Source organism: uncultured Limimaricola sp. (assembly GCF_964022235.1).
Taxonomy (GTDB): Bacteria; Pseudomonadota; Alphaproteobacteria; order Rhodobacterales; family Rhodobacteraceae; genus Limimaricola.
The window spans coordinates 332,730-358,221 of the sequence record NZ_CAXHZL010000002.1; the positions used below are offsets into that span (position 1 = coordinate 332,730).

General features: G+C 67.5%; 29 protein-coding genes. 11 read left to right on the forward strand and 18 right to left on the reverse strand.

Features of this window, described 5'->3' with window-relative positions; genetic code table 11:
- Nucleotides 1–3 precede the first annotated feature (3 nt).
- Entirely contained in the window at nucleotides 4–462 is a 459-nt protein-coding gene (locus tag AADJ02_RS04095) for an Lrp/AsnC family transcriptional regulator (RefSeq protein WP_341211827.1), read from the reverse strand.
- A 131-nt stretch (nucleotides 463–593) separates the two neighbouring features.
- Between AADJ02_RS04095 and ald the strand changes: the two genes are divergently transcribed.
- Both ald and AADJ02_RS04105 read left to right on the forward strand, forming a co-directional pair.
- Nucleotides 594–1,712, forward strand: coding sequence for an alanine dehydrogenase (gene ald / locus AADJ02_RS04100; protein ID WP_341211711.1), 1,119 nt, complete (start codon nucleotides 594–596; stop codon nucleotides 1,710–1,712).
- Nucleotides 1,713–1,787: 75 nt separating this feature from the next.
- Nucleotides 1,788–2,240 (forward strand): ferritin-like domain-containing protein, encoded by a 453-nt coding sequence (locus AADJ02_RS04105; protein ID WP_341211712.1) that lies wholly within the window; start codon nucleotides 1,788–1,790, stop codon nucleotides 2,238–2,240.
- A gap of 63 nt (nucleotides 2,241–2,303) precedes the next feature.
- Here the strand turns inward: AADJ02_RS04105 and AADJ02_RS04110 are convergent, their stop codons facing one another.
- The 8 genes from AADJ02_RS04110 to pyk all read right to left on the reverse strand — a co-directional run bounded on the left by AADJ02_RS04110 (nucleotide 2,304) and on the right by pyk (nucleotide 9,635).
- Nucleotides 2,304–2,837, reverse strand: a complete 534-nt coding sequence (locus AADJ02_RS04110; RefSeq protein ID WP_341211713.1) for an NAD(P)H-dependent oxidoreductase — start codon at nucleotides 2,835–2,837, stop codon at nucleotides 2,304–2,306.
- 96 nt (nucleotides 2,838–2,933) lie between these two features.
- Nucleotides 2,934–3,371 (reverse strand): large conductance mechanosensitive channel protein MscL, encoded by a 438-nt coding sequence (mscL, locus tag AADJ02_RS04115; protein WP_341211714.1) that lies wholly within the window; start codon nucleotides 3,369–3,371, stop codon nucleotides 2,934–2,936.
- Nucleotides 3,372–3,490: 119 nt separating this feature from the next.
- The gene (pheT, locus tag AADJ02_RS04120) at nucleotides 3,491–5,884 is read right to left on the reverse strand and encodes a phenylalanine--tRNA ligase subunit beta (RefSeq protein WP_341211715.1); all 2,394 of its coding nucleotides are present in this window, start codon (nucleotides 5,882–5,884) and stop codon (nucleotides 3,491–3,493) included.
- Nucleotides 5,885–5,896: 12 nt separating this feature from the next.
- Complete coding sequence (locus AADJ02_RS04125; protein ID WP_341211716.1) at nucleotides 5,897–6,298, reverse strand: hypothetical protein; 402 nt, start codon at nucleotides 6,296–6,298, stop codon at nucleotides 5,897–5,899.
- Between the two features lie 5 nt (nucleotides 6,299–6,303).
- Entirely contained in the window at nucleotides 6,304–7,362 is a 1,059-nt protein-coding gene (pheS, locus tag AADJ02_RS04130) for a phenylalanine--tRNA ligase subunit alpha (protein ID WP_341211717.1), read from the reverse strand.
- A 109-nt stretch (nucleotides 7,363–7,471) separates the two neighbouring features.
- On the reverse strand, nucleotides 7,472–7,834 hold the full coding sequence (rplT, locus tag AADJ02_RS04135) for a 50S ribosomal protein L20 (RefSeq protein WP_341211718.1): 363 nt from the start codon (nucleotides 7,832–7,834) through the stop codon (nucleotides 7,472–7,474).
- 12 nt (nucleotides 7,835–7,846) lie between these two features.
- Nucleotides 7,847–8,047: a 50S ribosomal protein L35 gene (rpmI, locus tag AADJ02_RS04140; protein WP_341211719.1), complete on the reverse strand. Its 201-nt coding sequence runs from the start codon at nucleotides 8,045–8,047 to the stop codon at nucleotides 7,847–7,849.
- Between the two features lie 142 nt (nucleotides 8,048–8,189).
- A complete protein-coding gene (gene pyk, locus AADJ02_RS04145) occupies nucleotides 8,190–9,635 on the reverse strand; it encodes a pyruvate kinase (protein ID WP_341211720.1) in 1,446 nt (481 codons plus the stop codon).
- Nucleotides 9,636–9,806: 171 nt separating this feature from the next.
- Between pyk and AADJ02_RS04150 the strand changes: the two genes are divergently transcribed.
- The gene (locus AADJ02_RS04150) at nucleotides 9,807–10,550 is read left to right on the forward strand and encodes an N-formylglutamate amidohydrolase (RefSeq protein WP_341211721.1); all 744 of its coding nucleotides are present in this window, start codon (nucleotides 9,807–9,809) and stop codon (nucleotides 10,548–10,550) included.
- A 32-nt stretch (nucleotides 10,551–10,582) separates the two neighbouring features.
- A complete protein-coding gene (locus tag AADJ02_RS04155; RefSeq protein WP_341211828.1) occupies nucleotides 10,583–10,903 on the forward strand; it encodes a DUF1244 domain-containing protein in 321 nt (106 codons plus the stop codon).
- Nucleotides 10,904–10,907: 4 nt separating this feature from the next.
- Here the strand turns inward: AADJ02_RS04155 and AADJ02_RS04160 are convergent, their stop codons facing one another.
- The 5 genes from AADJ02_RS04160 to AADJ02_RS04180 all read right to left on the reverse strand — a co-directional run bounded on the left by AADJ02_RS04160 (nucleotide 10,908) and on the right by AADJ02_RS04180 (nucleotide 15,952).
- Nucleotides 10,908–11,222: a DnaJ family domain-containing protein gene (locus AADJ02_RS04160; protein WP_341211722.1), complete on the reverse strand. Its 315-nt coding sequence runs from the start codon at nucleotides 11,220–11,222 to the stop codon at nucleotides 10,908–10,910.
- 21 nt (nucleotides 11,223–11,243) lie between these two features.
- A complete protein-coding gene (locus AADJ02_RS04165) occupies nucleotides 11,244–12,104 on the reverse strand; it encodes a D-amino-acid transaminase (protein ID WP_341211723.1) in 861 nt (286 codons plus the stop codon).
- A 62-nt stretch (nucleotides 12,105–12,166) separates the two neighbouring features.
- Nucleotides 12,167–13,129, reverse strand: a complete 963-nt coding sequence (gene dgcA, locus AADJ02_RS04170; RefSeq protein WP_341211724.1) for an N-acetyl-D-Glu racemase DgcA — start codon at nucleotides 13,127–13,129, stop codon at nucleotides 12,167–12,169.
- The gene (locus AADJ02_RS04175; RefSeq protein ID WP_341211725.1) at nucleotides 13,126–14,148 is read right to left on the reverse strand and encodes an MBL fold metallo-hydrolase; all 1,023 of its coding nucleotides are present in this window, start codon (nucleotides 14,146–14,148) and stop codon (nucleotides 13,126–13,128) included. Before AADJ02_RS04175 ends, dgcA begins: the two co-directional genes overlap by 4 nt.
- A gap of 106 nt (nucleotides 14,149–14,254) precedes the next feature.
- On the reverse strand, nucleotides 14,255–15,952 hold the full coding sequence (locus tag AADJ02_RS04180) for an acyl-CoA dehydrogenase (RefSeq protein WP_341211726.1): 1,698 nt from the start codon (nucleotides 15,950–15,952) through the stop codon (nucleotides 14,255–14,257).
- 99 nt (nucleotides 15,953–16,051) lie between these two features.
- Here AADJ02_RS04180 and AADJ02_RS04185 point away from each other — a divergent pair, with 99 nt between their 5' ends.
- Both AADJ02_RS04185 and AADJ02_RS04190 read left to right on the forward strand, forming a co-directional pair.
- On the forward strand, nucleotides 16,052–16,999 hold the full coding sequence (locus tag AADJ02_RS04185; protein WP_341211727.1) for an L-threonylcarbamoyladenylate synthase: 948 nt from the start codon (nucleotides 16,052–16,054) through the stop codon (nucleotides 16,997–16,999).
- Nucleotides 17,000–17,044: 45 nt separating this feature from the next.
- Entirely contained in the window at nucleotides 17,045–17,404 is a 360-nt protein-coding gene (locus AADJ02_RS04190; RefSeq protein WP_341211728.1) for a YigZ family protein, read from the forward strand.
- A gap of 10 nt (nucleotides 17,405–17,414) precedes the next feature.
- Here the strand turns inward: AADJ02_RS04190 and AADJ02_RS04195 are convergent, their stop codons facing one another.
- The gene (locus tag AADJ02_RS04195) at nucleotides 17,415–18,188 is read right to left on the reverse strand and encodes an ion channel (protein ID WP_341211729.1); all 774 of its coding nucleotides are present in this window, start codon (nucleotides 18,186–18,188) and stop codon (nucleotides 17,415–17,417) included.
- A 203-nt stretch (nucleotides 18,189–18,391) separates the two neighbouring features.
- On the opposite strand from AADJ02_RS04195, the gene AADJ02_RS04200 reads away from it, so the two are divergent.
- From AADJ02_RS04200 to AADJ02_RS04215, 4 genes are all read left to right on the forward strand, one after another.
- Nucleotides 18,392–19,348 carry an aspartate carbamoyltransferase catalytic subunit gene (locus AADJ02_RS04200; protein ID WP_341211730.1) on the forward strand — a complete coding sequence of 319 codons (957 nt, stop codon included), beginning with the start codon at nucleotides 18,392–18,394 and terminating at the stop codon, nucleotides 19,346–19,348.
- Entirely contained in the window at nucleotides 19,345–20,619 is a 1,275-nt protein-coding gene (gene pyrC / locus AADJ02_RS04205; protein ID WP_341211731.1) for a dihydroorotase, read from the forward strand. The genes AADJ02_RS04200 and pyrC overlap by 4 nt, the downstream gene beginning before the upstream one ends.
- Nucleotides 20,619–21,224 carry a glycerol-3-phosphate 1-O-acyltransferase PlsY gene (gene plsY, locus AADJ02_RS04210; protein ID WP_341211732.1) on the forward strand — a complete coding sequence of 202 codons (606 nt, stop codon included), beginning with the start codon at nucleotides 20,619–20,621 and terminating at the stop codon, nucleotides 21,222–21,224. Before pyrC ends, plsY begins: the two co-directional genes overlap by 1 nt.
- A 102-nt stretch (nucleotides 21,225–21,326) precedes the next feature.
- Entirely contained in the window at nucleotides 21,327–21,638 is a 312-nt protein-coding gene (locus tag AADJ02_RS04215; RefSeq protein ID WP_341211733.1) for a TM2 domain-containing protein, read from the forward strand.
- Nucleotides 21,639–21,684: 46 nt separating this feature from the next.
- Here AADJ02_RS04215 and AADJ02_RS04220 read toward each other — a convergent pair whose 3' ends face one another.
- The 3 genes from AADJ02_RS04220 to AADJ02_RS04230 form a co-directional block, all read right to left on the reverse strand.
- The gene (locus AADJ02_RS04220) at nucleotides 21,685–23,055 is read right to left on the reverse strand and encodes a glutamate--cysteine ligase (RefSeq protein WP_341211734.1); all 1,371 of its coding nucleotides are present in this window, start codon (nucleotides 23,053–23,055) and stop codon (nucleotides 21,685–21,687) included.
- A gap of 126 nt (nucleotides 23,056–23,181) precedes the next feature.
- Nucleotides 23,182–23,697 (reverse strand): hypothetical protein, encoded by a 516-nt coding sequence (locus AADJ02_RS04225; protein WP_341211735.1) that lies wholly within the window; start codon nucleotides 23,695–23,697, stop codon nucleotides 23,182–23,184.
- 69 nt (nucleotides 23,698–23,766) lie between these two features.
- Nucleotides 23,767–24,486, reverse strand: coding sequence for a 16S rRNA (uracil(1498)-N(3))-methyltransferase (locus tag AADJ02_RS04230; RefSeq protein WP_341211736.1), 720 nt, complete (start codon nucleotides 24,484–24,486; stop codon nucleotides 23,767–23,769).
- 12 nt (nucleotides 24,487–24,498) lie between these two features.
- Between AADJ02_RS04230 and ubiA the strand changes: the two genes are divergently transcribed.
- Complete coding sequence (gene ubiA, locus AADJ02_RS04235) at nucleotides 24,499–25,467, forward strand: 4-hydroxybenzoate octaprenyltransferase (protein ID WP_341211737.1); 969 nt, start codon at nucleotides 24,499–24,501, stop codon at nucleotides 25,465–25,467.
- Nucleotides 25,468–25,492 lie beyond the last annotated feature (25 nt).

A 25,492-nucleotide genomic window follows, 5' to 3' on the forward strand; every position in this document is an offset into this window, starting at 1 on the left:
TTTTCATGTCGGAAGGGCCGTGGTCTGGCGCACCGTGCGCAGCGCAAAGCTCGACTGCATGGTCTGCACGCCGGGCAGGCGCGCGAGGTGTCGGCGATGGATCTGTGCGAAATCCTCGCTGTCGCGCGCCACGACCTTGAGCAGGTAGTCCGCCGTGCCCGCCATCAGGTGGCATTCCAGCACATCGGGGATACGCGACACGGCCGCCTCGAAGGCGTCGAGCAGCTCGTCCGCCTGCCCCGAAAGCGTGATCTCCACGAAAACGGTGACGGGCCGCCCCATGCCGCGTGGATCGAGCAGCGCCACATAGCCCCGGATCAAACCGGACTGCTCAAGCGCCCGGACCCGGCGGTGGCAGGCCGATGGCGAAAGGTTCACCTTCTCGGAGAGCTGCGCGTTCGACAGCCGCCCGTCGGACTGCAGCGCGGCAAGAATGGCCCGGTCGATGCGGTCGATCTCGATCACTGCACGATCCTTCGAATTTGTTATCATCTGGCGCAATATCTTACGACATTTGATGAGTAACAGGCCACGATCTCGTCGGCAATTGCACGCGAGGGGTGTCAGCATGGGGGCAACAAGGAGGATGCATCATGCACATCGGTTGCCCCACTGAGATCAAGCCGCAGGAATTCCGCGTCGGCCTCACCCCCAACGCCGCACGCGAGGCGGTGGACCAAGGCCACACCGTCACCATGCAGGCCGGGGCCGGCATGGGCGCGGGCTTCACGGATGACGATTACCGCGCCGCCGGCGCGCAGATCGCCCCCACCGCCGAAGAAATCTTCGCCTCCGCCGAGATGATCGTGAAGGTGAAGGAGCCGCAGGCCGTCGAGCGCCGGATGCTGCGCGACGGGCAGATCCTGTTCACCTATCTGCACCTCGCGCCCGATCCTGCCCAGACCGAGGATCTCGTGCGCTCCGGCGCCACCTGCATCGCCTACGAGACCGTGACCGACCGCGCGGGCGGCCTGCCGCTGTTGGCGCCGATGTCCGAGGTCGCAGGCCGTCTGGCGCCGCAGGTCGGTGCCTGGACCCTGCAGAAGGCCAACGGCGGACGCGGTGTGCTCTTGGGCGGCGTGCCCGGCGTAGGCCCCGCCAATGTCGTGGTGATCGGCGGCGGTGTCGTGGGCACCCAGGCCGCCAAGATCGCCGCCGGCATGGGCGCGCGTGTCACCGTACTCGACAAGTCGCTGCCGCGGATGCGCTATCTCGACGATGTCTACGGCCGCGACTTCCGCACCGTCTATTCGAGCGCCGGTGCCACCGCCGATGCCGTGGCACAGGCCGATCTGGTGATCGGCGCGGTGCTGGTGCCGGGTGCCGCAGCACCCAAGCTGGTCACCCGCGCGCAGCTTTCGACCATGAAGCCCGGTGCCGCGATTGTCGATGTCGCCATCGATCAGGGCGGCTGCTTCGAGACCTCGAAGGCCACGACCCACGAGGACCCGATCTACGAGGTCGACGGCATCATGCACTACTGCGTCGCCAACATGCCCGGCGCGGTCGCCCGCACCTCGACGCTGGCGCTCGGCAACGCAACCATGCCCTTCGTTCTGGCCATCGCCGGCAAGGGCTGGAAGCAGGCCTGCCTCGATGACGCGCATCTGGCCGAGGGCCTCAACGTGCACGCGGGCCGGATCACCAACCTCGCCGTGGGCGAAGGCCTCGGCCGCGAGGCGATCTCGGCGCAGCAGGCGCTCGGCCGCTGAGGTGCGATGCCGCACCGGAACCCTCCGGTGCGGCGTTCGGTTTTTCTTCGCAACCCCAACAGCGGAGGAAGACCCATGGTCACCACCATCGGCACATCGAGCGACATGGCCAAGATGGTCGAGAACTTCATCCTTCTCGAACACGATGCCATCGCGGCCTACGGGACCACGATCGAGCGGCTCGAAAGCCCGGCCCACAAGGCCAAGGTCGAGGAATTTCGCCAAGACCACCTGCGCCACCTGTCGGACCTTACCGCGCTGGCGGGCCGGGTCGGCGCCAATGTCCCCCGAGAGGGCGACATGAAGGAGCTGCTCACCACCGGCAAGATCAAGCTCGCCGACATGGTCGGTGGCGATGGCGCGATCCTCAAGGCGATGGCCACCAACGAGATCGACACGATCAGCGCCTACCAGCATGCCGTGGACAACGAGGCCGTGCCCGCCACCGACAAGGAGCTGTTCCGCCGCGGTCTCGCGGATGAGCGCAAGCACAAGGACTGGATGGATCAGGCCGCCAAGGCCGCCTGAGACCCCCACAGACGAAAACGGCCGGTGCATCGCACCGGCCGTTCCGCGTTCAGACCTTCGACATCAGGCCGCGATCTGTTGCACCAGTGCGGGCACCTTGGCGCGGGCATCGTTGATCGCCTTGGCACGCGCCTCGGGCGAGAGCGCCACGCCTTCGACCCGGAGCACCGTCACATCGGTGATGCCGATGAAGCCCAGCACCTGTCGCAGATAGGGCTCGACGAAATCGGTCGTGCCATCATGCACGCCGCCGGAGGCATAGACCACGATGGTGCGACGCCCGCCTGCGAGGCCCTGCGGGCCTTCGGCGGTGTACTGGAACGTCTTGCCCGCCACCGCGACGCTGTCGATCCAGGCCTTGAGCTGGTGCGGGATCGCGAAGTTGTACATCGGCGCGCCGATCACCAGCGTGTCGGCGGACAGAAGCTGTTCGACCGCGTCGCCGGTAAACGCCGCCTCGCTCGCCGCATCGGCGAGATCGCGGCGCAGAACCTCCGTGTCGCCCTGCGCCTTGAGCTCGGCCACGATGGCCGCCGTCAGGTCGCGCGAGACCGAGTTCTCACCGAGGATGGAGCTGTCGATATGCAGGATGGTCATGTCGCAATGGTCCTTGTTTGAAGCTGTACCTTACGTAGGGGCGCACAGTGGCGCCGTGAATTCCACGTCTGCGCACATGACCTCTGCTGTGGCCGCTCAGACCTCGCGCGGCTTCAGCAGATCGCGGATATCGGTGAGCAGTTCTTCCTGCGTCGGCCCCTTGGGGGCGTTCGGCACCGGTTCGCCCTTCTCGACGGCGGCGTCCTTGATCCGGTTCACCGCCTTGACCAGCAGGAACACCACCCATGCGATGATCAAGAAGTTGATGCAGGCGGTAAGGAAGGCCCCATAGGCAAAGATCGCGGCTCCGCTTTCGCGCGCGGCCTCGAGCGAGGCCCCGGCAGGCACATCGCCCGAAAGCACGACATACATCGAGGTGAAGTCGATGCCGCCCAAGATCAGCCCGATCACCGGGTTGATCAGATCGTTGACGAGGCTCTGGACGATGGCGGTGAAAGCGGCGCCGATGATGATGCCGACCGCGAGGTCCATCACGTTGCCCTTGGCGATGAAATTGCGGAATTCCTTGATCATCGGTGTCTCCTGACTGGTTGTGCCGCGAACCTAACGCAGCCGGGCCGCGCGACCATGCCCGACCATGCAAAAGGGGCAGACCCTGCGGCCCGCCCCTCTCCTTCGTCTCCGTCGCCCGCTCAGCCGCGCAGCTCGCCGCCCGTGGCCTTGGCCACCTTGTCGACGATCTTGGCACCCACGGCCTCGATCTCCTTTTCGGTGAGCGTGGCCTCGGTGGGCTGCAGCCGCACCGTGATTGCCACCGACTTGCGCCCCTCGCCAAGGCTGCCGCCTTGGAACTGGTCGAAGACCCGCACGTCGGAGATCAGCGCCTTGTCGGCACCCTGCGCCGCGTTCACCAGCGTCAACGCTTCGACCTCGGCATCCACCACGAAGGCGAAATCGCGTTCGACCGGCTGCAGCGACGGCGGTGTGAAGGCCGCGCGCGCGGCCCCGGTCTGACGCGGCAGCGGCACCTCTTCGGGGAAGAGCACGAAGGCGACCGCCGGGCCCTTCACATCGAGCGCGGCAAGCACGCGTGGGTGCAGCTCGCCGAAGACGCCCAAGACCTTCTTGGGGCCGAGGCAGATCCGCCCGTGGCGGCCCGGATGCCACCAGCCCTCGCCCCCGCGCAGGATCTGCACCTTGGCAGGTGCGCCCATCGAGGCCAGCACGGCTTCGGCATCGGCCTTGGCGTCATAGAGGTCCACCGGGCGCGAGGCCCCATGCACGTCCTTGGGCCCGGTCCGGCCCGTCAGCAGACCCGCCACGGCGAGCTTCTGCTCGCCCGGCTCACCGCCCCAGAACACGTGCCCCGCCTCGAACAACGCCAGATCGCCGGTGCCGCGCGCCTGATTACGCGCCGCGGCACGCAAGAGGCCCGGCAGCAGATCGGGGCGCATGTGGCTCATCTCCGACGAGATCGGGTTTTCGAGCCGGGTCGCGTCCGAGCCACCGCCGAACAGCGCCGCCGCCTCGGCGTCGATGAAGCTGTAGGTGACGCATTCGTCGTAGCCGAGGGCTGCGGTCGTGCGCCGTGCCTTGGTCAGCCGGGCCTGCATCGGCGTCAGCACCGGCTGGGCCACGCCCTCGGGGCGGGGCAGCGGCACGCCCTTGAGCTTCGACAGCGAGGCCACGCGCGCGACCTCCTCGACAAGATCGGCCTCGCCCTGGATGTCCGAGCGCCACGCGGGGACATGCGCCATCTCGCCGTCGAGCCGGAAGCCGAGCCGGTCGAGCGTCTGGCGCTGCTCCTTGGTCGGGATCTCCATGCCGACGATCCGCGTCACCGCCTTGGGATCGAAGCGGTAGGCGCGGCTGGTGTCGGGGGTGGAGCCCGCGATCGCCATCTTCGACGCCTCGCCGCCCGCGTGATCGACGATCATCCGCACCGCGATCTGCAGGCCGGTGGTGACGAAATCGGTGTCGATGCCACGCTCGAACCGCTGGCGCGCGTCCGAGTGGATCTTGAGCGCGCGGCCCCCGAGTGCGATCTGCACCGGGTTCCACAAAGCGCTCTCGACGAAGACGTTGGTCGTCTCCTCGGTGACGCCGGTGTCGGCCCCGCCCATGATGCCCGCGAGGCTCTCGACGCCGTTGTCGTCGGAGATGACGATCATGCCCTTTGCCAGCGTGTACTCCTTGTCATCGAGCGCGGCAAAGCTCTCGCCCCCCGCCGCCCGGTGCACCCGCAGATTGCCCGCGACCTTGTCGGCGTCGAAGACGTGCAGTGGCCGGTTCAGGTCATAGGTGATGTAGTTGGTCACATCGACGAGAAAGCTGATCGGGCGCAGGCCGATGGCGCGCAGCCGGTCCTGCAGCCACTCGGGCGAGAGGCCGTTCTTGACGCCGCGAATGAGACGACCGGCGAAGATCGGGCAGCCGTCGCGGGTGTCGGGGGCGATCTCGACGCCGATGGGGCAGTCGTAGCCGCCCTGCACCGCGTTGACCTCGAGCGGCTTCAGCTTGCCAATGCCGCGCGCCGACAGGTCGCGCGCGATGCCGCGGATGCCGAGCGCGTCGCCGCGGTTCGGCGTGATCGCGATTTCGATGACGGGATCGACCTTGGCGGGGTCGTTCTCGGACAGCCAGTCGGCAAAGCTCTGGCCCACCTCGCCCGAGGGCAGCTCGATGATGCCCTCATGCGCGTCGCCCAGCCCCAGCTCTCGCTCCGAGCACATCATGCCGTGGCTCTCGACGCCGCGGATCTTGCCGACGCCGATGGTGAAGTCGGGGCCGGGCACGTAGGTGCCGGGCCGCGCGACGACCACGGTGATGCCTTGGCGGGCGTTGGGCGCGCCACAGATGATCTGGTCTTCGCCGCCGGGCAGCTCGACGCGGCAGATCTGCAGCTTGTCGGCGTCGGGGTGGCGCTCGGCGGCAACCACCTTGCCCAGAACGAAGTCCTTGAGTGCTGCGGCGGGGTTCTCGACGCCTTCGACCTCGAGCCCGAGATCGGTCAATGCCTCGGCGATTTCGTCCACGCTTGCCGTGGTGTCGAGATGGTCCTTGAGCCAGGAGAGGGTGAATTTCATGGGTTTGGCCCTTTACTGGTCGAGATCGGCGCGCAATGCGCGGAACGGGGTGCTCATGCAATCGCCGAGCGTCACGGAAAATCCGGTCGGAAACTCGGGGCGGTCAAAGGCCACCACAGCGCGGCCCCACATGGTCGAGCCGGTGCCGTCGGGACCGGTCAGGGTCGCGCCGCAAAAGCCATCGCCTTGGGCGATCCAATAGGCTTCGTGCACGCCACGCTGTTGCCAGTTACCCGCGAGGCCGGGGATGTAGAGACGCCCCTGTGCTCCGTCCTCGGTCGGGAAAGACAGGATGGCGGTGTCGCCCTCGTCCGCCTCATAGGCGAGCGGGCCGAGGTCGGAGACCCACATTTCGTCGGCCAGAACCGGCCCGGCTACCGCGACGGCCAGCGCCGCGCAGAGGGGGATACGCATGGTGATCACCCCCTGAGCGTCGGCACGTCGAGCGCCGCGAAGCCATAGTGCTTGAGCCAGCGCAGGTCGCTCTCGAAGAAGGCGCGCAAGTCGGGGATGCCGTATTTCAGCATCGCCAGACGGTCGATGCCAAGGCCGAAGGCGAAGCCCTGGTACTTCTCCGGATCAATCCCGGCGTTCTTGAGCACCTTGGGATGCACCATGCCCGAGCCCAGCACCTCGAGCCAATCGTCGCCCTCGCCCACCTTCACGGTGCCGTCCTGCCACGAGCACTGGATGTCCACCTCGGCCGAGGGCTCGGTGAAGGGGAAATGCGAGGCGCGGAAGCGGGTCCTCACGGACGTGCCGAAGAAGGCCGAGAGGAACTCCTCCAGCACCCATTTGAGGTTCGCCATGGTGATGTCGGTGCCGATGGCCAGCCCCTCGACCTGATGGAACATCGGGGTGTGGGTCTGATCGTAATCGGCGCGGTAGACGCGGCCCGGGCAGATGATGCGAATGGGCGCGCCATTGGCTTCCATCGAGCGGATCTGCACCGGCGAGGTGTGGGTGCGCAGCACGTGCGGCGGGCGGTCGTCGCCCTCGGCACGGTGGGTGTAGAAGGTGTCCATCTCGGCGCGGGCCGGGTGGTGGCCGGGGATGTTGAGCGCATCGAAGTTGTACCAGTCGCTCTCGATCTGCGGGCCCTCGGCCACCGAAAAGCCCATGTCGGCGAAGATCGCGATGACCTCCTCGGTCACTTGGCTGATCGGGTGGATCGTGCCTTGGCGCGCGGGCCGGGTGGGCAGTGTCACGTCGAGCCATTCGGCCTTGAGCCGCTGCTCAAGCGCTGCATCGGCAAGGGACGCGCGGCGGGCCGAGAGCGCGTCGGCGATCTCGGTCTTGAGCGCGTTCAGCTTCGGGCCCTTCTCCTGACGCTCTTCGGCGCTCATGCCGCCGAGCGTCTTCATCAGCCCCGAGATCTCGCCCTTCTTGCCCAGCGCGCGCACGCGCAGATCCTCGATGCCCGCCTCGTCGCCGGCCTCGGCGATCAGCCCCAGATACCTATCCCGAAGATCATCCATGTCGTCACCCTTTTCTGCCGGTCCGGACTAGCAGCCCCGTCCAGATACGCAAGAAGCCGCGCGACCCCTTTGGGGGTGGCGCGGCTTCCATTCAGTCTATCGCTTGGCCTTAGGCCAGAGCGGCGCGCGCCTTGTCGACGATCGCGTTGAACGCGTCGGGCTCGTGCACGGCGAGATCGGCGAGAACCTTGCGGTCCACTTCGATGCCAGCCAGCGACAGGCCGTTGATGAAGCGCGAGTAGGTCATCTGCTCGTCGAACGCACGGACACCGGCGTTGATCCGCTGGATCCACAGGGCGCGGAAGTTCCGCTTGCGGTTCTTGCGGTCGCGGGTCGCGTACTGGTTCGCCTTGTCGACGGCCTGCTTGGCCACCTTGAAGGTCTTGGAGCGACGATCGTAATAGCCCTTCGCCTGGTCAAGAATCTTCTTGTGACGGCGATGGGTGACGGTACCACCTTTGGTGCGGCTCATATCCGGATCTCCTTAGCGGGCGTAGGGCATCATCGGCTTGATGATCTTCTCATCAGCCTTGGCCAGAATCGTGGTGCCACGCGCGTCACGGATGAACTTGGTGGAGCGTTTGATCATGCCGTGGCGCTTGCCCGCCTGACCGGCCTTGATCCGGCCCGAGGCCGTCACCTTGAACCGCTTTTTGCAGCTCGACTTCGTCTTCATCTTAGGCATTTCCATCTCCCTTCCGGAACGGTGGTGGGACCGCTCGCCTCGGCATGCCAAGTGGGCCGGACGAACGGGGTGAGCGCGCCGTATAGGCGGCGCGCGAGATCAAGGCAAGGGGGGCGGTGCCCCCCCTGCCCTCATTCGAAGATCACTCGGGGTCGGCGCTGAAGATCAGACGCTCGGAGCAGGGCGCCACGCGCAGGATGTTGGTGGTGCCCGGCGTGTTGAACGGCACGCCCGCGGTCACGACGATCATGTCGCTCTCGGTGGCGAGGCCCTGCTCGCGCGCGGCGCGCGCGGCGGCGACCACGGCCATCTTGAAGCGGTCGACCTCGCCGGTGACGACGCAGTTGGTGCCCCAGGTCAGGCACAGGCGACGCGCGGTGCCGCGGATCGAGGTGAGGGCGAGGATCGGCACGCGCGGACGCTCGCGCGCCACCAGCGACGCCGTGGTGCCCGACTGCGAGAAGCAGCAGATCGCCTTGACGTTGGTGGTCTCGGCGATCTCGCGCGCAGCGGCGACAATGCCGTCGGCGACCGAGTTGTGCGCGACCTTGCGCGAGCTGTCGATGATCTCGCGGTAGGTGGGATCGTTCTCGACCTCGCCCGCGACGTTGTCCATCGTGGCGACCGCCTCAATCGGATACTGGCCGGCGGCCGATTCGGCCGAAAGCATGATCGCGTCGGCGCCCTCGTAGATCGCGGTGGCGACGTCGGAAACCTCGGCGCGCGTGGGCATCGGGCTCTCGATCATCGATTCGAGCATCTGGGTCGCGACGATCACCGGCTTGGCGGCAGCGCGGCAGCGACGCACGAGGCGCTTCTGGATCGGCGGCACGTTCTGCACGGGCAGCTCGACGCCCAAATCGCCGCGCGCGACCATGATGCCATCGGAGACAGCCAGGATCTCGTCAAAGGCCTTCACGGCGGCGGGCTTTTCGATCTTCGACAGGATGGCGGCGCGGCCGCGGCACAGCTCGCGCGCTTCTTCCACGTCGGCGGCGCGCTGCACGAAGCTCAGCGCCAGCCAGTCGACGCCGAGATCGCAGACGAACTCGAGATCCTTGCGGTCCTTTTCCGACAGCGCCGCCAGCGGCAGCACCACGTCGGGGACGTTCACGCCCTTGCGGTTCGAGATCGTGCCGCCGACGACGACTTCGCAATTGGCGAAATCGGCGCCGCAGTCCTTGACCTTGAGGCGGATCTTGCCGTCGTTGACGAGCAGCGAGGCGCCGGGCTCCAGCGCGTCGAAGATCTCCTTGTGCGGCAGCTGCACGCGGTTGAGGTCGCCCTCGGCAGCATCCAGATCGAGCCGGAAGTCGGCACCGGGCACCAGCTCTTCGGAGCCGTTGGCAAAGGCGCCGACGCGCAGCTTCGGCCCCTGCAGGTCGGCGAGAATGCCGATCGGCGTGTCGAGGTCTTCCTCGACTTGGCGGATGATCGCGTGGCGCACGCGGATTTCGTCGTGCGCGCCGTGGCTCATGTTGAGACGGAACACGTCGGCCCCGGCCTCGACCAGAGCGCGGATCACCTCGTAGGTGCTCGACGCCGGCCCCAGCGTGGCCACGATTTTCACATTGCGATGGCGCTTCATCAGAAGGATCCTCTCGACTGTCCCCATGGACGCGATAAGTGTTCGACCGGGCAGCGGACAGGTCCGTTACCGCTACCAGTGCCGGTTCGGCGCCGTTATTGCGCAAAATACGCCGCGTCACAACTGCCCGTAGGACACCTGAGCGAACGACAGCGGAGAACACCAGATTTCATGACTTCGGAAGCCTATCACATTCTCGGCGAGGAGCGCCGCTCCCGCTGGCTCGTCACCTGCGATCACGCCAGCAACCACGTGCCCGATTGGGTCTCCGGCGGCGATCTCGGCCTGCCCGCCTCGGACATGGCGCGCCACATCGCCTGGGACGTCGGCGCCGCGGGTCTGACCGAGGCTTTGGCCGAACGGCTCGACGCTCCCGCGATCCTGTCGAAATTCTCGCGCCTCGTGATCGACCCCAACCGGGGCGAAGACGACCCCACGCTGTTGATGAAGCTCTATGACGGCTCGATCATCCCCGGCAACCGGCACGCGGGCCCGGAGGAAACCAAGGAGCGCCTGGTGCGGCTGCACCGGCCCTACCACGAGGCCTATGAAGCGCTGGCGTCGCGGCGCGACGACATGGTGATCGTGGCGATCCACAGCTATACCGCACAGCTTCGGGGCCGCCCGTTTCGTCCCTGGCAGGCCGCGATCCTGCACAGCCATCTCGATTCACGCCTCGCCAACCCGTTGATCGCGCGGCTGCGCGAGGAAGCAGAGCTGACGGTGGGCGACAACGAGCCCTATTCGGGCCACCTGCCGGGCGATTCCATCGACCGCCACGCGCTTACCAAGGGGCGGCCCAATGTGCTGATCGAGGTGCGCAACGACCTGATCGAGGACGAAGCGGGACAGATTGCCTGGGCCGATCGCTTGGCACCGGCGCTGCGCGACATACTTCGCGAAACGGGACTGTAACGGGACTGCAAGGGAGACGGATCATGAGCCGGATGGACGAGATCGACGAGACGACCCGCACCGAAATCGAAGCGGCGGCGTTTCGCAGGCTGCAAAAGCACCTGATGGAAGAGCGCACAGATGTGCAGAACATCGACTTGATGAACATGGCTGGGTTCTGCCGCAACTGCCTGTCGCGCTGGATGCAGGAGGCCGCGGCCGAGCGCGGGCATGAGATGTCCAAGGACGAGGCGCGCGAGGCCTATTACGGCATGCCCTATGACGACTGGCGCGCGCAGCACCAAACCGAGGCGACGGAGGCGACGCGCGCCGCCTTCGACGCGGCGCAAAAGCACGAGGCGAGCGAGGGCTGAGCCGTCAGCCCAGGCGGCGCAGCGCCTCGACCTCAATGGCGAGGCGCGTCTCCAGATCGGCCAGACGGCGCATCTCTTCGTGGCGCGCCGTCTCGCCGGTCAGCCCGGCCAGACGGGCGCGCGCTTCTGCGATCTGCGCCCGCAGCGTCACCGCCAGCGGCCTGGCTCCCGATTCGTGCATAATGCGGTCGAGCACCGCGTCGCCGGGTACGTGCAGCCCCGCGAGCGGCTTGCCCGCCCCCGGCAGATCCTTGAAGGCCCCGTCCTGCTCGGCCTTGGCGATCATCCGGTCTATGTGATCGATGAGGGGGTGATCCATGCCCGCCGCTCCCGCGCGATGTCAGATCCCGGCCTTGCGGCTTTCCTCGAGATAGATCTCGCGCAGACGGAGCGCCACCGGACCGGGCGTGCCCTGCCCCACCTGCGCGCCGTCGATCTCCACCACCGGCATCACGAAGGTCGAGGCCGAGGTGATGAAGGCCTCGTCGGCGGCCTGCGCCTCCTCAATGGTGAAGGCGCGCTCCTCGACCTTCATCTGCGCCTCCTGCGCAAAGCGCAGCACCGCGGCGCGGGTGATGCCGTGCAGGATCTCGTTGCCGAGCTGGCGGGTGATGATGGTGCTGCCCTTGACGATATAGGCATTGTTCGAGGTGCCCTCGGTGACCGCGCCCTCTTCGACCATCCAGGCGTCGTCTGCGCCCGCCGCCTTGGCCATCATCTTGCCCATCGACGGATACAGAAGCTGCACGGTCTTGATGTCGCGGCGGCCCCAGCGGATGTCGGGGATCGAGATCACCTTGATGCCGGTCTTTGCGACCGGGCTTTCGGCGAGGCCGGGCTTCGATTGGGTAAAGAGCACCACGGTCGGCTCGGTTTCCTCAGGCGGAAAGGCGAAATCGCGATCGCCGGGCGCGCCCCGGGTGATCTGCAGGTAGATCATCCCGTCCTCGATCCCGTTGCGCGCCACCAACTCGCGGTGCACCTCAAGAAGCGCCTCTGTCTCCATCGGCTTGCGGATCTGCAATTCGGACAAGGAGCGCTCGAGCCGCGTCGCGTGGCCCGCGAAATCAATCAGCTTGCCGCCCAGCACGCTGGTGACCTCATAAACGCCATCGGCCATCAGGAAGCCGCGATCGAAGATCGAAACCTTGGCTTCGGTCTCGGGGAGGTACTCCCCGTTGACATAGACGGTGCGGGTCATGGCGCTCTCCTGTTGGCTCTTGCGCCCCTTCTGCCGCAGGGTGAAGCGCGATGCCAGAGGGTTCAGCCCCAGAGCGCGGGATCGGCGGCGTGCAAACCCTGCGCATCATGCCGCATCGGCGGCTCGCGATCCGCGGCAAGCAGCAAGGGCCCGTCGAGATCGACCACCGCCGCGCCCTGCGCCACCAGATGCGCAGGCGCCATGGCGAGCGACGAGCCGACCATGCAGCCCACCAAGACCTTGAGCCCCGCCGCCCGCGCGGCATCGCGCAATGCCAACGCCTCGGTCAGACCGCCTGTCTTGTCGAGCTTGACGTTGGCCATGTCGTATTTGCCCGCAAGGCCAGGCAGCGATGCGCGGTCGTGGCAGCTTTCATCCGCGCAGACCGGCACCGGGCGCGCAAGGCCGATCAGCGCCGCGTCCTCGCCCGCCGGAACGGGCTGCTCGACCAGCGCCACGCCGAGACGAACAAGATGCGGCGCGAGATCGGAATAGACCTCCGCGCTCCAGCCCTCGTTGGCGTCGACGATGATGGTCGAGTGAGGCGCACCGCGCCGCACGGCTTCAAGCCGGGCCATGTCGTCAGGGGTGCCGAGCTTGATCTTCAGGATCGGGCGATGCGCCTCTTCGCGTGCCCGCGCCTCCATTGCTTCGGCCGTGTCGAGCGACAGGGTGTAGGCAGTGATGAGGGCCTTCGGTCGCTCCAGCCCCGCGAGCTGCCAGACCGGAACCCCTGTCCGTTTCGCCTCTAGATCCCACAGCGCGCAATCCACCGCGTTGCGCGCAGCTCCGGGCGGCAGCGCCTCCTGTAATTCCAGCCGTGACATCCCATCGGGCAGCGCCTCGATCTGCGCTCGCACACTATCAAGGCTTTCGCCATAGCGCGCGTATGGCACACATTCACCCCGGGCTTCATGGCCGTCTCGGCAAATTCGCACGCTCAGCACCTGTGCCGCACTGCGGCTACCACGGCTGATCGTGAAGGCGCGGGCGAGCGGGAAACTCTCCTCGAAAACCTCGATCATACGGCCCTCCAGCGCCATGCCCCATCGTCGCCCATCTCGCGCAGCGCCCGCCCCTGCACCACCAGCGCATTCAGATGGCCCAGCGCCTCAGCCAGCGCCAGCCCGTAGCTGTCGCGCGTGACCGAGCGGCGGAACAAAGGCGCGAAGCAGTCGCCCCCGGTGCGCGGAACGGCAAGGTGCTTTTCCAGCCGCCCCAGCGCCTCGCGGTGACCTTGCGCCATCTGCCCAAGGCGCTCTGGCAGGCCGTGGTAGGGCTTCTTGTGGCCGGGCAGCACGAGTTGTTCGGGCCGGGCGAAGGCGGCCAGCCGCTCGCAGGCCTCGATCCAATCGGTGACGGGATCGTTCTCGGGCTCGGTCGGCTGCACGCCAAGGTTCGGACTGATCCCCGGCAACAGCTGGTCGCCGCCGATCACCAGATCGCCTCCCTCTTCCCAGAAGGTCGCATGCTCCGGCGCGTGGCCCTCACCCATGCGGATGATCCAGTCGCGTTCGCCGATACGGATGCGGTCGCCTTCCCGGATGCGGGTGTAGGAGAGCGGCAGCGGCGCGACCCAGTCGGTGAAGTTGAACGGCCGCTCGGTGCGGCGCTGCGCCAGAAGCTCGGTATCCATGCCGGCGCGCTTCCAGAACGCCACCACCGCCTTCGGTGGCAGGCTCTGATCCTCGCCCCTGAGCATCCGCGCCAGCAGATAGCCGGTGCGCGGCATCACCAGCTCCGCGCCGCGCTGGCCGAGCCAACCCGCGAGGCCGATGTGATCGGGGTGGTGATGCGTCACGACCACGCGCTGCAGCGGACGGCCGCCCAAGGGGCCCGCGAGCAGCGCCTCCCAGACCTCGCGGATCCGGGTGGTGTCGAGCCCGGTGTCGATCACGGTCCAGCCGTCGCCGTCATCGAATGCATAGACGTTCACGTGGTTGAGCGCCCAAGGCAGCGGCAGCTGCATCCACAGCACGCCGGGCGCGACTTCGGTCGCGGTGCCGGGTGCGGGCGGTTCATCAAAGGGGGTTCGAGCGCGCATGTTCTGTGTCATGGGCCAAGTGATGGCGCAGCGAACGTGCGGCGTCCAGCGGCCTAAGGCCAGACCGGCGCTCCAACGCCTCAGGCCGGATAGGCACCCCGACGCTTCAGGGAACCAGATCCTCGGCCCCCAGTGCCATCACGCACTCTGGCCCCGCCCGAAGAGCCATGAGATGCGCCGACATCTCGGGCAGCATGCGCTGGATATAGAAGGCGGCGAGCCGCTTGCGCTTGCCATTGCCCGCCTGCGCCGCTTGCAGGTGGTAATGCGCCCCTAAAAGCCGCGCGAAGGCCCGCAGGTAGGGCATGCCACCCGCGAAACGCTCGGAAACCTCGCGCCCGACGAGCCATTCGGTCGCCTCGCGCATCGTCTCGGCGGCCTGCCAGACCGGCTCGGCCAGATCCGGCACCGTCTCGCGCACCGCCTTGGCTCCGGCCTCGATCTCATCGATGAGCGTGAAGGCCGCCTCGCCGCCATCCATCATCTTGCGGCCCACGAGATCCATCGCCTGAATGCCGTTGGTGCCCTCGTAGATCGCGGTGATCCGCGCGTCGCGCAGGAATTGTGCAGCCCCCGTCTCTTCGATGAAGCCCATGCCGCCATGCACCTGAATGCCCAGATCCGCGACGTTGATCCCGGTCTCGGTGCCAAAGGCCTTGGCGATCGGCGTCAGCAGCGCCGCGCGGGCCGTCTCGGCGGCACGCCCCTCGCGGCCAAGGTCGATCGCCTTGGCGCAGGCCAATGTGATCGCGCGGGCGGCAAAGGTCTCGGCCCGCATCCTTGCCAGCATCGCGCGCACGTCCGCGTGCTCGACGATCGCCCCCGAGCCGCCCACGCGGCCCTGCTTGCGCTCCATCGCATAGGCCAGCGCCGCCTGTGTCGCCGCCTCGGCCACGCCCACGGCCTGAGAGCCGACGCCGAGCCGGGCGGTGTTCATCATGGTGAACATCGCGGCCATCCCGGCATGGGGTTCGCCCACGAGCCAGCCCTTGGCACCGTCATACTCCATCACCGCGGTGGGTGATCCGTGAATGCCGAGCTTGTGCTCGAGGCTGACCACGCGCAGGGAATTGGGAACGCCGGGGGTGCCCGACGCATCAGGGATGAGCTTGGGCACGAGGAAGAGCGAGATTCCCTTGGTCCCCGGCGCGCCGTCGGGCAGCCGCGCCAGCACCATATGCGCCACGTTGTCCGAAAAATCGTTGTCGGCCCAAGTAATGTAGATCTTCTGCCCAGTGATCCTGTAGGTCCCCTCCCCGTCCGGCTCGGCCTTGGTGCGCAGGGCACCGACATCCGATCCGGCCTGTGGTTCGGTCAGGTTCATGGTGCCGCACCATTCGCCCGAGATCAGCTTGGGCAGATAGAGCGCCTGCAGCTCAGGGCTGGCATGGTGCTCCAGCGCCTCGATCTCGGCCTGTGTCATCAAGGGGTTGAGCTGCAGCGCCAGACAGGCGCCGCCCATCATCTCGTTGACGCAGGTGGCGAGCGCCATCGGCAACCCCATGCCGCCATGCGTCTCCGCCGCCGCCATGCCGACCCAGCCGCCGGTCGCAATGGCACGATAGCCCTCGGCATAGCCCGGCGAGGTGCGCACGATGCCATTCTCGAGCCGGGCGGGGGTGAGATCGCCTGCGCGGTTCAGGGGCGCGAGGATATCGTCGCACATCCGTGCCGCCTCGTTCAGAATCGCGTCGGTCACGTCGGACGTCATCTCGGCGTGGCGCGCGGTCGCGGTCACGTCGGAAAAGCCGATCACATGCTCCAGAATGAACCGAAAATCCTCGACGGGGGCATGAAAGGGCATTGCGGGTTTCCTCCGGCACATGGCATTCCGGGGGTCGGATACCGCTGTCTACGCAGCCTGATACGCCGCCCCCCGACCTCGCAACCAGGACGCCACGTCATGACCCGACACCTCGACCCGGACGAGACCGGCCTCAAGCGTGCCGCCGAGATGCTGCGCCGGGGCGGGCTCGTCTCCTTTCCGACCGAGACGGTCTATGGCCTTGGCGGCGATGCCACCGACGACGCCGCAGTTGCGCGGATCTTCGAGGCCAAGGGGCGGCCCAGCTTCAACCCGCTCATCGTGCACCTGCCAGACGTCGAGGCGGTCGAGGCCTATTGCGTGATGGACGACACCGCGCGGCGGCTGGCCGCTACCTTCTGGCCCGGCGCCCTGACGCTGGTGCTACCGATCCGCCCCTATGCGGGGATCTCCAAGCTGGTGACGGCAGGGCTCGAGACCTTGGCGGTGCGGGTCCCCGATCACCCTCTGGCACAGTCGCTCCTGCGCGAGGCGGCATTGCCGGTGGCGGCCCCGTCGGCCAACCCCTCGGGCCGGATCAGCCCGACCACCGCGCAACACGTGCTGGCAGGGCTGGCGGGGCGGATCGACGCGGTGCTCGACGGCGGTGCCTGCGGCGTCGGGCTCGAATCCACAATTCTCGACTGCACGGGCGAGACGCCGGTGCTGCTCCGCGCGGGCGGGCTGCCCGCCGAGGCGATCGAGGCCTGCCTCGGCGCGCCGCTGGCGCTTGGCCCCGTGGCCCCCTCGACCGCGCCCAGCGCCCCCGGACAGCTCGTGTCGCATTACGCGCCCAAGGGCACGGTGCGGCTCGAGGCCACCGAGACCGAGCCGGGCGAGACCTATCTCGGCTTTGGCCCCTTGGGCGCGGACATGAACCTGTCGCGCACCGGCGATCTGGTCGAGGCGGCAGCCAATCTGTTCGATTGCCTGCACCGGCTCGACACGATGGGAGCCGAGCGGATCGCCGTGGCCCCCATCCCCGATCATGGGTTGGGCCGCGCCATCAACGACCGGCTGCGGCGCGCGGCGGCCCCGCGCGACTGAGGCCGCCCGCTTGCGTCCGCGCGACCCCGCCACTAGGCCCCACGCATGCATGTGTTCGAGAACATCATCAGCGATCGCGGCTCGAAATACGCGGTCTCCGGCGGCGCCTGCGGCTCGGAAGCCGAGGCCAAGGCCTTTCTCAAGGAGCTGCAGCGCCGCAAGAAATTCGCCAAGGCCACGCACAACAGCTGGGGGCTGCTAACGGCCCAGGGCCCGCTCAAGGGCGACGACGGCGAAAGCGGCGCAGGCATGGTGATCCTACGAATGCTGGAGCGCGACGCGGTGGAGGGGCACATCATCGTCGTGACCCGCTGGTACGGCGGCAAGCATCTGGGCGGCGACCGGTTTCGACACGTGCAGGAAGCGGTGCGGATCTACCTGTCGCGCACCGGCCTCGCGCCCTGAGGGCGCAGGGTCAGATCTCGCCTTCGGTCTCGATGTGGATGGTGGTGCCGCAATGTTTGCAATGCACCGCGTCCGCATCGTGCAGCACCAGACCGCAGGTCGCGCAGGGTTCGCGCACCTTGTGGGGGCGAAACAGCACCTGCGCCAACCGCAGAAACAGCGTCACGCCGCAGATCATGATGGCGATCGAAATCATCCGCCCCCATGTGCCCTCGAGCGTGATGTCGCCAAAGCCCGTCGTCGTCAGCGCCGTCACCGTGAAATACAGCGCATCGGCGTAGTTGCCGATATCGGGGCTGCTGCGGTGCTGCGTGGCGAAGACCACGCCCGACATCACGAAGATGAACACGCCCAGGTTGGTGGCCGCGACCAGCGCCTGTTCGCCCTCGCGAAAGAACCGAAAGTCCTGCCGCAGCCGGTCGCGGGTTTGGTACATGTGCAAGAGCCGCAGCATCCGCACCACCCGCAGGAAGGCAAAGCCCTCGCCCGCGAGCGGCGCAAAGAAGGACACCGCGCTGACCACGTCGGCAAGGGTCGTGGGATAGACCAGGAAGCGCCAGGGACGCGGCGCCAACCAGATCCGGGCGGCCAGATCGACGACGATAACGATGCCGAAGCCGATGTCGACGATCTGCACCCAAGGGCCGTAGGCCGTGAAGGAGGTGACGACGACGAAGAGGATGGCCACGAGGTCGAAGGCCAGCAGCCAATAGCGAAAGGCATGCGCCCGCGAAGTGTCGCCCTCGTAGAGTTCTTGCAACGTGTCCCTGAGGCGGCCCTTCATCGGTCTCTCCGTTCCGCGCGCGGCCCCGTGCCGGTGCGGCGCACATCTTGCACGGGCGCGCCGGGCTGTCGATCCGAAGGGGTAGGCCTGCTTGTCCCCGCCCGGCCCGGCCAGTCCTCTCGGGCCCGTGGCCGACCCGTGCCGCTTTACCCCGCGCCCGCCCCGGCCCTATAAGGCCCGCGCAGCATCCCGGAGCCTTGCCCATGACCTTCCGTGCCCGTCATCTCCTGGGGATCGAGCCCCTGCATCCCACCGAGATCACCGAGCTTCTCGACACCGCGCAGAGCTATGCCGAGCTGAACCGGCAGGGCCGCGCGCCGCGCGACGTGTTGGCGGGGCTGACCCAGATCAACATGTTCTTCGAGAATTCGACCCGCACGCAGGCCAGCTTCGAGATCGCCGGCAAGCGGCTCGGGGCCGATGTGATGAACATGGCGATGCAGGCCAGCTCGGTGAAAAAGGGTGAGACACTGATAGACACCGCGCTGACGCTCAACGCGATGCGCCCCGACCTGCTGGTGGTGCGTCACCCCAATTCCGGCGCGGTCGACCTGCTGGCGCAGAAGGTGAACTGTTCGGTTCTCAACGCCGGCGACGGGCGGCACGAGCACCCCACCCAGGCGCTGCTCGACGGGCTAACCATCCGCCGCGCCAAGGGGCGGCTGCACCGGCTGTCGATCGCGATCTGCGGCGACATCGCGCACAGCCGCGTCGCGCGCTCCAACATCATGCTCTTGGGCAAGATGGAGAACCGCATCCGCCTGATCGCGCCACCGACGCTGATGCCGTCCGGCGTGGCCGAGTTCGGTGTCGAGGTGTTCGACGACATGGTCGAGGGGCTGAAGGACGTCGACGTGGTGATGATGCTCAGGCTTCAGAAAGAGCGCATGGACGGCGGCTTCATCCCGTCCGAGCGCGAGTATTTCCACCGCTACGGGCTGGACGCGGCCAAGCTCGCGCATGCCAAACCAGACGCCATCGTGATGCATCCGGGGCCCATGAACCGGGGCGTCGAGATCGACGGCACCATCGCCGACGACATCAACCGCAGCGTCATTCAAGAGCAGGTCGAGATGGGCGTCGCGGTGCGCATGGCGGCGATGGACCTTCTGGCGCGCAACGCGCGCATGGCACGCCAAGAGACCGGAGTGATGGCATGAGCCTTCTTTTTACCAATGCCCGACTGATCGACCCCGAGGCCGGGGAAAAGCGCGGCGCGCTTCTGGTCGAGAATGGTCGCATCACGGCGGTGATCGAGAGCGGCGAGCTGCCGCAGGCGGCGCAGGTGATCGACTGCCGCGGGCATTGCCTCGCGCCGGGCATCGTCGATCTCGGGGTCAAGGTCTCGGAGCCCGGCGAGCGCCACAAGGAGAGCTTTGCATCGGCAGGCCGTGCCGCCGCCGCCGGTGGCGTCACCACCATCGTCACCCGCCCCGACACCCTGCCCGCGATCGACACGCCCGAAACGCTCGAGTTCGTGGTGCGCCGCGCGCGTGAGGACAGCCCGGTGCGGATGTTGCCGATGGCGGCGCTGACCAAGGGCCGCGAGGGCCGCGAGATGACCGAGATCGGGTTTCTGAAGGACGCGGGCGCCGTGGCCTTCACCGATTGCGACCGGGTCGTCACCGACACCAAGGTGTTTTCCCGCGCGCTGACCTACGCCCGCTCGCTCGGTGCCCTCGTCATGGCGCATGTGCAGGAGCCGGGCCTGTCGAACGGCGCGGTCGTCACATCTGGCAAGTTCGCCTCGCTGCGCGGACTGCCGGGCGTGTCGCCGATGGCCGAGCGCATGGCGCTCGACCGCGACATCGCGCTTCTGGAGATGACCGGCGCGCGCTATCATGCTGACCAGATCACCACGGCGCGGGCGCTCCCGGCGCTGGAGCGGGCCAAGAACAACGGCCTCGACATCACGGCGGGCGTCTCGGTGCATCACCTGACGCTGAACGAGCTTGACGTCGCCGACTACCGTAGCTTCTTCAAGCTCAAGCCCCCCTTGAGGTCCGAAGACGACCGGCAGGCGGTCGGCGAAGCGCTGGCCTCTGGCCTCATCGACATCCTGTGTTCGATGCACACACCGCAGGACGAGGAGAGCAAACGCCTGCCCTTCGAGGAGGCGGCCTCGGGGGCCGTGGGGCTGGAGACCCTCCTGCCCGCCTCGATGCGGCTGGTGCATGGCGGGGTGATCGACCTGCCCGGCCTGTTCCGCGCGCTCTCGCTCAACCCGTCGAGGCGGCTCGGGCTGGAGACGGGCCGGCTGTCGAAAGGCGCGCCCGCCGATCTGGTCTGGTTCGACCCGGACGCACCCTTCGTGCTCGATCGGGCCACACTGCGCTCGAAATCGCGCAACACCCCCTTTGACGGGGCCCGTCTCGAAGGCAAGGTGCTCGGGACCTGGGTTGCAGGTCGGAGCGTGACGGAGACCCGCTGATGCCCGTGATGGAGACCACGACCGCCCTGTTGATCCTCTGGGCGGTGATCGGCTACCTCCTGGGCTCCATCCCCTTCGGCCTCATCATTACCCGCGCCATGGGCTTGGGCGACGTGCGCGCCATCGGTTCGGGCAACATCGGGGCCACCAACGTGCTGCGCACCGGCTCCAAACCGGCAGCCGTCGCGACGCTGCTGCTCGACGCGGGCAAGGCGATCGCTGCCGTGATCCTCGCCCGGATCTTCGCCGCCGAAGATGCGGCGCAGATCGCGGGGGCCGCGGCCTTCGCCGGGCATTGCTATCCGATCTGGCTCAGGTTCCGGGGCGGCAAGGGGGTGGCGACGATCCTCGGCCTGCTGATCGCGCTGAGCTGGCCCGTGGGGCTGGCCGCCTGTGCCACATGGCTCGCCGCCGCCTTCGCGTTCCGCTATTCCTCGCTCGCGGCGCTGCTCGCCGCCGGTCTCGCGCCGCTCTACTCGCTGCTGCTGGGCGACGGGCGGATCGTGTTGCTCAGCCTGGTGCTGGCGCTGATCCTCTACGCGCGCCATGCCTCCAACATCGGGCGCCTGCGCGCGGGCACCGAGCCGCGTATCGGTACGAAATAGACCTATACCCTTGATGCGTTGCATCCGCTGAACGAAGAGGGAATGCTTCACGGGTCGTCGATATGGCGCGTCAGGTCAACGGTAGCTGCAGGTTCACTAGCAATGTCCGAGCATCAGAAACAGACTCTACCGGAAGAGGTGCCGCAGCAGCACAAGAACCTCTCCACGGCCATGCTTCTGGCACTTTTTCTCGGGCCGCTGGGCGCGCATCGATTCTATATGGGCCGCACCGGTTCGGGTGCGATGATGCTGATGCTGGCCGTCACCATCGTCGGGCTGGCCGTGACTGCGCTGTGGCTCCTGATCGACCTGCCCCGGCTTCCCAAGATGATCCGCTGCCACAACGCGGCGATCGACCGGCGCCGCTCGCTCGACCGGCGCTCCGAAACGCACGGGTTTCCGCTCCTGAGCTAGGAGGCACGGCCCGCCGAAGCGGGCCACAAAACCATCCTTGGATCCCTCAGTAGGAATGCGCGGCGTAGATGCGGCTCAGATCGCCGCCCCATGCGCCATGGTACTCTTCGAGCAACTCGTCGGCGGGCGTGCGCCCGGTCTCGACGCTTTCCTTGAGCGCGTTCAGGAAATGCGTCTCGTCGGGCACCAGCCCGCCCGCACCGGGGCGCGCGCGCGCCTTGAGACCGGCCTCGGCGATCTCGACCGCCTGTCGCGCCAGATCATGCATGGAGATGTCGCCCACGCGCGCCTGCAGCCCCTGCTCGGCCGCTGCCACGCGCAGATCCTCGCGGGTCTCCGCATCCCAACCCTTGACCATGTCCCAAGCCGCGTCGAGCGCGCCCTGATCATAGGTCAGCCCGACCCAGAAGGCGGGCAGCGCGCAGAGCCGGCGCCACGGGCCGCCATCGGCGCCGCGCATCTCGATGAACTTCTTGACCCGTGCCTCGGGGAAGACCGTGGTCAGGTGATCAGCCCAGTCCGACAAGGTCGGCTTTTCGCCCGGCAGCGCCGGCAGCTCGCCCTTGAGGAAATCGCGGAACGACTGGCCCAACGCGTCGATGTACTTCCCGTCGCGATAGACAAAGTACATCGGCACATCGAGCACCCAGTCGACGTAGCGCTCGAAGCCCATGCCGTCGTCAAAAGCGAAGGGCAGCATGCCGGTGCGCGAATTGTCCAAGCCCCGCCAGATCCGCGAGCGCCAGGATTTCATGCCGTTGGGCTTGCCGTCGAAGAAGGGCGAGTTGGCAAAGAGCGCGGTGGCGACGGGCTGCAGCGCCAATGCCACGCGCAGCTTCTTGACCATGTCGGCTTCGGAGGAGAAGTCGAGGTTTACCTGCACCGTGCAGGTGCGGTACATCATCTGTTTCCCATGGGTGCCGACGCGGTCCATGTAGTCGGTCATCAACCGGTAGCGGCCTTTCGGCATCATCGGCATTTGTGCCTCGGACCACTCGGGCGCGGCCCCGAGCCCGATGAAGCCCACGCCGATCTCGTCGGCGATTTCCTTCACCTCGGCGAGGTGGCTGTTCACCTCGTCACAGGTCTGGTGGATCGTCTCGAGCGGCGCGCCGGACAGCTCGAACTGCCCGCCCGGCTCGAGGGAAATGTTGGCGCCGTCGCGCTCCAGCCCGATCAGCTTGCCCTGCTCTTCCACGGGGGACCAGCCGAAGCGGTCGCGCAGCCCTTCGAGCATGGCGCGGATCGAGCGCGGCCCCTCATAGGGCAGCGGCAGGTGGCTGTCGCGGCAATAGCCGAACTTCTCGTGCTCGGTGCCAATGCGCCAGTCGCTCTGGGGCTTGCAACCGGAGGCGAGGTATTCGGCGAGTTGCGAGTGGTGCTCGATCGGCCCGCCGCCGGATTGAGGGATGGACATGGCGCTGGCTCCTATCGTGCGAGGCGGGCTTACAGGTGTCGCGCATGGGGGCATAAGTCAATGGAGGGGCCATACGGTTTCACGCGGGGGGCTTCCGCGCCCCCGCACAGAATCGTCAGATGATCGTCATACGACGGTGAGCCGCGCAGGCCGCGTCCAGACGGTGACGACATCGCGCGCCTCGCCGTTGAGAAGCTCGATCATCCGACCCCGCTTCAGCCCCGGCAGGGCCGCGAAGGCGTCGAACAGCGTCTCGGCCCCGTCAGCGGTCACCGGAACGGCAAGCACCTCGTCGCCGGTCTCCAAGAGCCAATGCGCGGGCTTTGCGCGCCGATCGAGCCTGAGGCGGCGCACCGCGTCGAGATCGACGGTGCCGCCGGTGAGCGGCCCCATGTAGGCCACGCGCCCCTCGTCGATCTTGAGTAGCCCCGGCCCCCGCCCGTCTTGTCGAAAGCGCCAGCGCTGCACGCCGCCCACCATCAGCCCCGCGCCCAGCGCGGCGAGACCCCAGCCCAGCCACTGCAGGATGCCGAAGCTCGTGAGCGCCCACCATAGCCCAAGGCCCACGACGCCCAGCCCCGCGATCACCTCGCGCCCGCGCCACAGCGCCGCGCGCGCCTCCGGGCGCAACAGATCAGCCATCGCCCTACCCCACTTCATTCTTCAAATACTCACACCCGGCCACGGCCACGCGTTTGGGGTCCAAGCCCGTCACCGCCAATCCCCGAGCGTCATCTGCCACAGCGTCAATGCTGCCACGGCGGCGGTGTCGGCGCGTAGGATTCGCGGCCCCAAGCTGACGGGATGCGCATGTTTCAGCCCGCGCAGCCGCATCCGCTCCTTGTCCGAAAACCCGCCCTCCGGCCCGATCAGTACCGCCCATGGTCCCGGCGCGTCTGGCAGGGCCCCGCTCTCGCCCACCAGCGCCTCGTCGCAGAACATCAGGCGGCGGTCCTCGGGCCAGCCGTCGAGCAGGCGGCCAATCTTCACCGGTTCGGCCACCTGCGGCACATAGGTGCCGCCACATTGCTCGGCGGCCTCGACGGCATGGGCCTGCAGCCGGTCAACGCGGACCCTCTCCGAATTGGTGAACTCGGTCAGCACAGGGACGATGCGAGACGCGCCCATCTCGGCGGCCTTCTCGACGATGAAGTCAGTGCGCGCCTTCTTGATCGGCGCGAAGCACAGCCACAGATCGGGCGGCGGTTGCAGGGGCCGCGTCTGCGCGCCGATCTCGAGACTGCCGCCGCGCTTGTTCGCCTGCGCGAGCGTAGCGTCGAATTCGCCCGATTGCCCGTCGAAGACGGAGATGACGCTGCCCGCGGGCAGGCGCATGACCCCTGAGAGGTAATGCGCCTGCGCCGCTTCCAGCGGAACGGTTTGCCCTTCGGCCAAAGGGTGATCTACAAACAGCCGGACTTTTGATGCCATGGGGCGGACCATATGAAAGCGGCGGATCGGATGCCAGAGGCCGAAAACGGGGCCGTCGCGGATGCAGTGCGCGGCAACTGGGTCGACAACTGGGCGCCGCGCCGCGCCCGCCCCTACCTGCGGCTGAGCCGAGCCGATCGGCCGATCGGCACTTGGCTACTGCTGCTCCCCTGCTGGTGGGGCCTCGCGCTGGCGGCGCTCGCGACCGGGCGCTTCGGCCTTGAGGGTGCATGGATCGCACTGGGCTGCGCGCTTGGCGCGTTTTTGATGCGCGGTGCTGGCTGCACATGGAACGACGTGACCGACCGGCACATCGACGGATCGGTGGCGCGCACCCGGTCGCGGCCGATCCCTTCGGGGCAAGTGCGGGTGGTGCAGGCGCTGATCTGGATGGCGGCGCAGTCGCTCGTATCCCTGATCATCCTGCTCAGCTTCGACTGGGCCGCGATCTGGCTCGGCGTCGCCTCGCTGATCCCGGTGGCGATCTACCCCTTCGCCAAGCGGTTCACATGGTGGCCGCAGGTGTTTCTGGGCCTCGCTTTCAACTGGGGCGCGCTCCTGGCTTGGGCGGCGCTGGCGGGCACGCTCTCGGCGGCGCCGCTGGTGCTGTATCTCTCGGGCATCTCGTGGACGCTGTTCTACGACACGATCTATGCGCATCAGGACACCGAGGACGACGCGCTGATCGGCGTGAAATCCACGGCCCGTCTGTTCGGCGACCGCACGAAGGTCTGGCTGCGCGGGTTTCTCGTGGCGACCGTGCTCTTGATGGGCCTCGCGGTGCTTCTGGCGACCCGTGACCGGTCGATGCTGTCGCTGGTGGTGGCGCTGGGCGGGCCTTGGGCGATCGGCTGGCACATGGCCTGGCAGCTGTCGCGTTTCGACGCGTCGGACAACGCAGGCCTGCTGCGGCTGTTTCGCTCCAACCGCGACGCGGGGCTGCTGCCCGTGCTGTTTTCCGCCGCAGCCTTGGCGCTATGATTGATCTGTCCGCCCCCGCGCCCTA

Coding starts and splice junctions, on each gene's coding strand:
- ald (WP_341211711.1), top strand. CDS start 594: ATGCACATCGGTTGCCCCACTGAGATCAAGCCGCAGGAATTCCGCGTC.
- AADJ02_RS04105 (WP_341211712.1), top strand. CDS start 1,788: ATGGTCACCACCATCGGCACATCGAGCGACATGGCCAAGATGGTCGAG.
- AADJ02_RS04110 (WP_341211713.1), bottom strand. CDS start 2,837: ATGACCATCCTGCATATCGACAGCTCCATCCTCGGTGAGAACTCGGTC.
- mscL (WP_341211714.1), bottom strand. CDS start 3,371: ATGATCAAGGAATTCCGCAATTTCATCGCCAAGGGCAACGTGATGGAC.
- pheT (WP_341211715.1), bottom strand. CDS start 5,884: ATGAAATTCACCCTCTCCTGGCTCAAGGACCATCTCGACACCACGGCA.
- AADJ02_RS04125 (WP_341211716.1), bottom strand. CDS start 6,298: ATGCGTATCCCCCTCTGCGCGGCGCTGGCCGTCGCGGTAGCCGGGCCG.
- pheS (WP_341211717.1), bottom strand. CDS start 7,362: ATGGATGATCTTCGGGATAGGTATCTGGGGCTGATCGCCGAGGCCGGC.
- rplT (WP_341211718.1), bottom strand. CDS start 7,834: ATGAGCCGCACCAAAGGTGGTACCGTCACCCATCGCCGTCACAAGAAG.
- rpmI (WP_341211719.1), bottom strand. CDS start 8,047: ATGCCTAAGATGAAGACGAAGTCGAGCTGCAAAAAGCGGTTCAAGGTG.
- pyk (WP_341211720.1), bottom strand. CDS start 9,635: ATGAAGCGCCATCGCAATGTGAAAATCGTGGCCACGCTGGGGCCGGCG.
- AADJ02_RS04150 (WP_341211721.1), top strand. CDS start 9,807: ATGACTTCGGAAGCCTATCACATTCTCGGCGAGGAGCGCCGCTCCCGC.
- AADJ02_RS04155 (WP_341211828.1), top strand. CDS start 10,583: ATGGACGAGATCGACGAGACGACCCGCACCGAAATCGAAGCGGCGGCG.
- AADJ02_RS04160 (WP_341211722.1), bottom strand. CDS start 11,222: ATGGATCACCCCCTCATCGATCACATAGACCGGATGATCGCCAAGGCC.
- AADJ02_RS04165 (WP_341211723.1), bottom strand. CDS start 12,104: ATGACCCGCACCGTCTATGTCAACGGGGAGTACCTCCCCGAGACCGAA.
- dgcA (WP_341211724.1), bottom strand. CDS start 13,129: ATGATCGAGGTTTTCGAGGAGAGTTTCCCGCTCGCCCGCGCCTTCACG.
- AADJ02_RS04175 (WP_341211725.1), bottom strand. CDS start 14,148: ATGCGCGCTCGAACCCCCTTTGATGAACCGCCCGCACCCGGCACCGCG.
- AADJ02_RS04180 (WP_341211726.1), bottom strand. CDS start 15,952: ATGCCCTTTCATGCCCCCGTCGAGGATTTTCGGTTCATTCTGGAGCAT.
- AADJ02_RS04185 (WP_341211727.1), top strand. CDS start 16,052: ATGACCCGACACCTCGACCCGGACGAGACCGGCCTCAAGCGTGCCGCC.
- AADJ02_RS04190 (WP_341211728.1), top strand. CDS start 17,045: ATGCATGTGTTCGAGAACATCATCAGCGATCGCGGCTCGAAATACGCG.
- AADJ02_RS04195 (WP_341211729.1), bottom strand. CDS start 18,188: ATGAAGGGCCGCCTCAGGGACACGTTGCAAGAACTCTACGAGGGCGAC.
- AADJ02_RS04200 (WP_341211730.1), top strand. CDS start 18,392: ATGACCTTCCGTGCCCGTCATCTCCTGGGGATCGAGCCCCTGCATCCC.
- pyrC (WP_341211731.1), top strand. CDS start 19,345: ATGAGCCTTCTTTTTACCAATGCCCGACTGATCGACCCCGAGGCCGGG.
- plsY (WP_341211732.1), top strand. CDS start 20,619: ATGCCCGTGATGGAGACCACGACCGCCCTGTTGATCCTCTGGGCGGTG.
- AADJ02_RS04215 (WP_341211733.1), top strand. CDS start 21,327: ATGTCCGAGCATCAGAAACAGACTCTACCGGAAGAGGTGCCGCAGCAG.
- AADJ02_RS04220 (WP_341211734.1), bottom strand. CDS start 23,055: ATGTCCATCCCTCAATCCGGCGGCGGGCCGATCGAGCACCACTCGCAA.
- AADJ02_RS04225 (WP_341211735.1), bottom strand. CDS start 23,697: ATGGCTGATCTGTTGCGCCCGGAGGCGCGCGCGGCGCTGTGGCGCGGG.
- AADJ02_RS04230 (WP_341211736.1), bottom strand. CDS start 24,486: ATGGCATCAAAAGTCCGGCTGTTTGTAGATCACCCTTTGGCCGAAGGG.
- ubiA (WP_341211737.1), top strand. CDS start 24,499: ATGAAAGCGGCGGATCGGATGCCAGAGGCCGAAAACGGGGCCGTCGCG.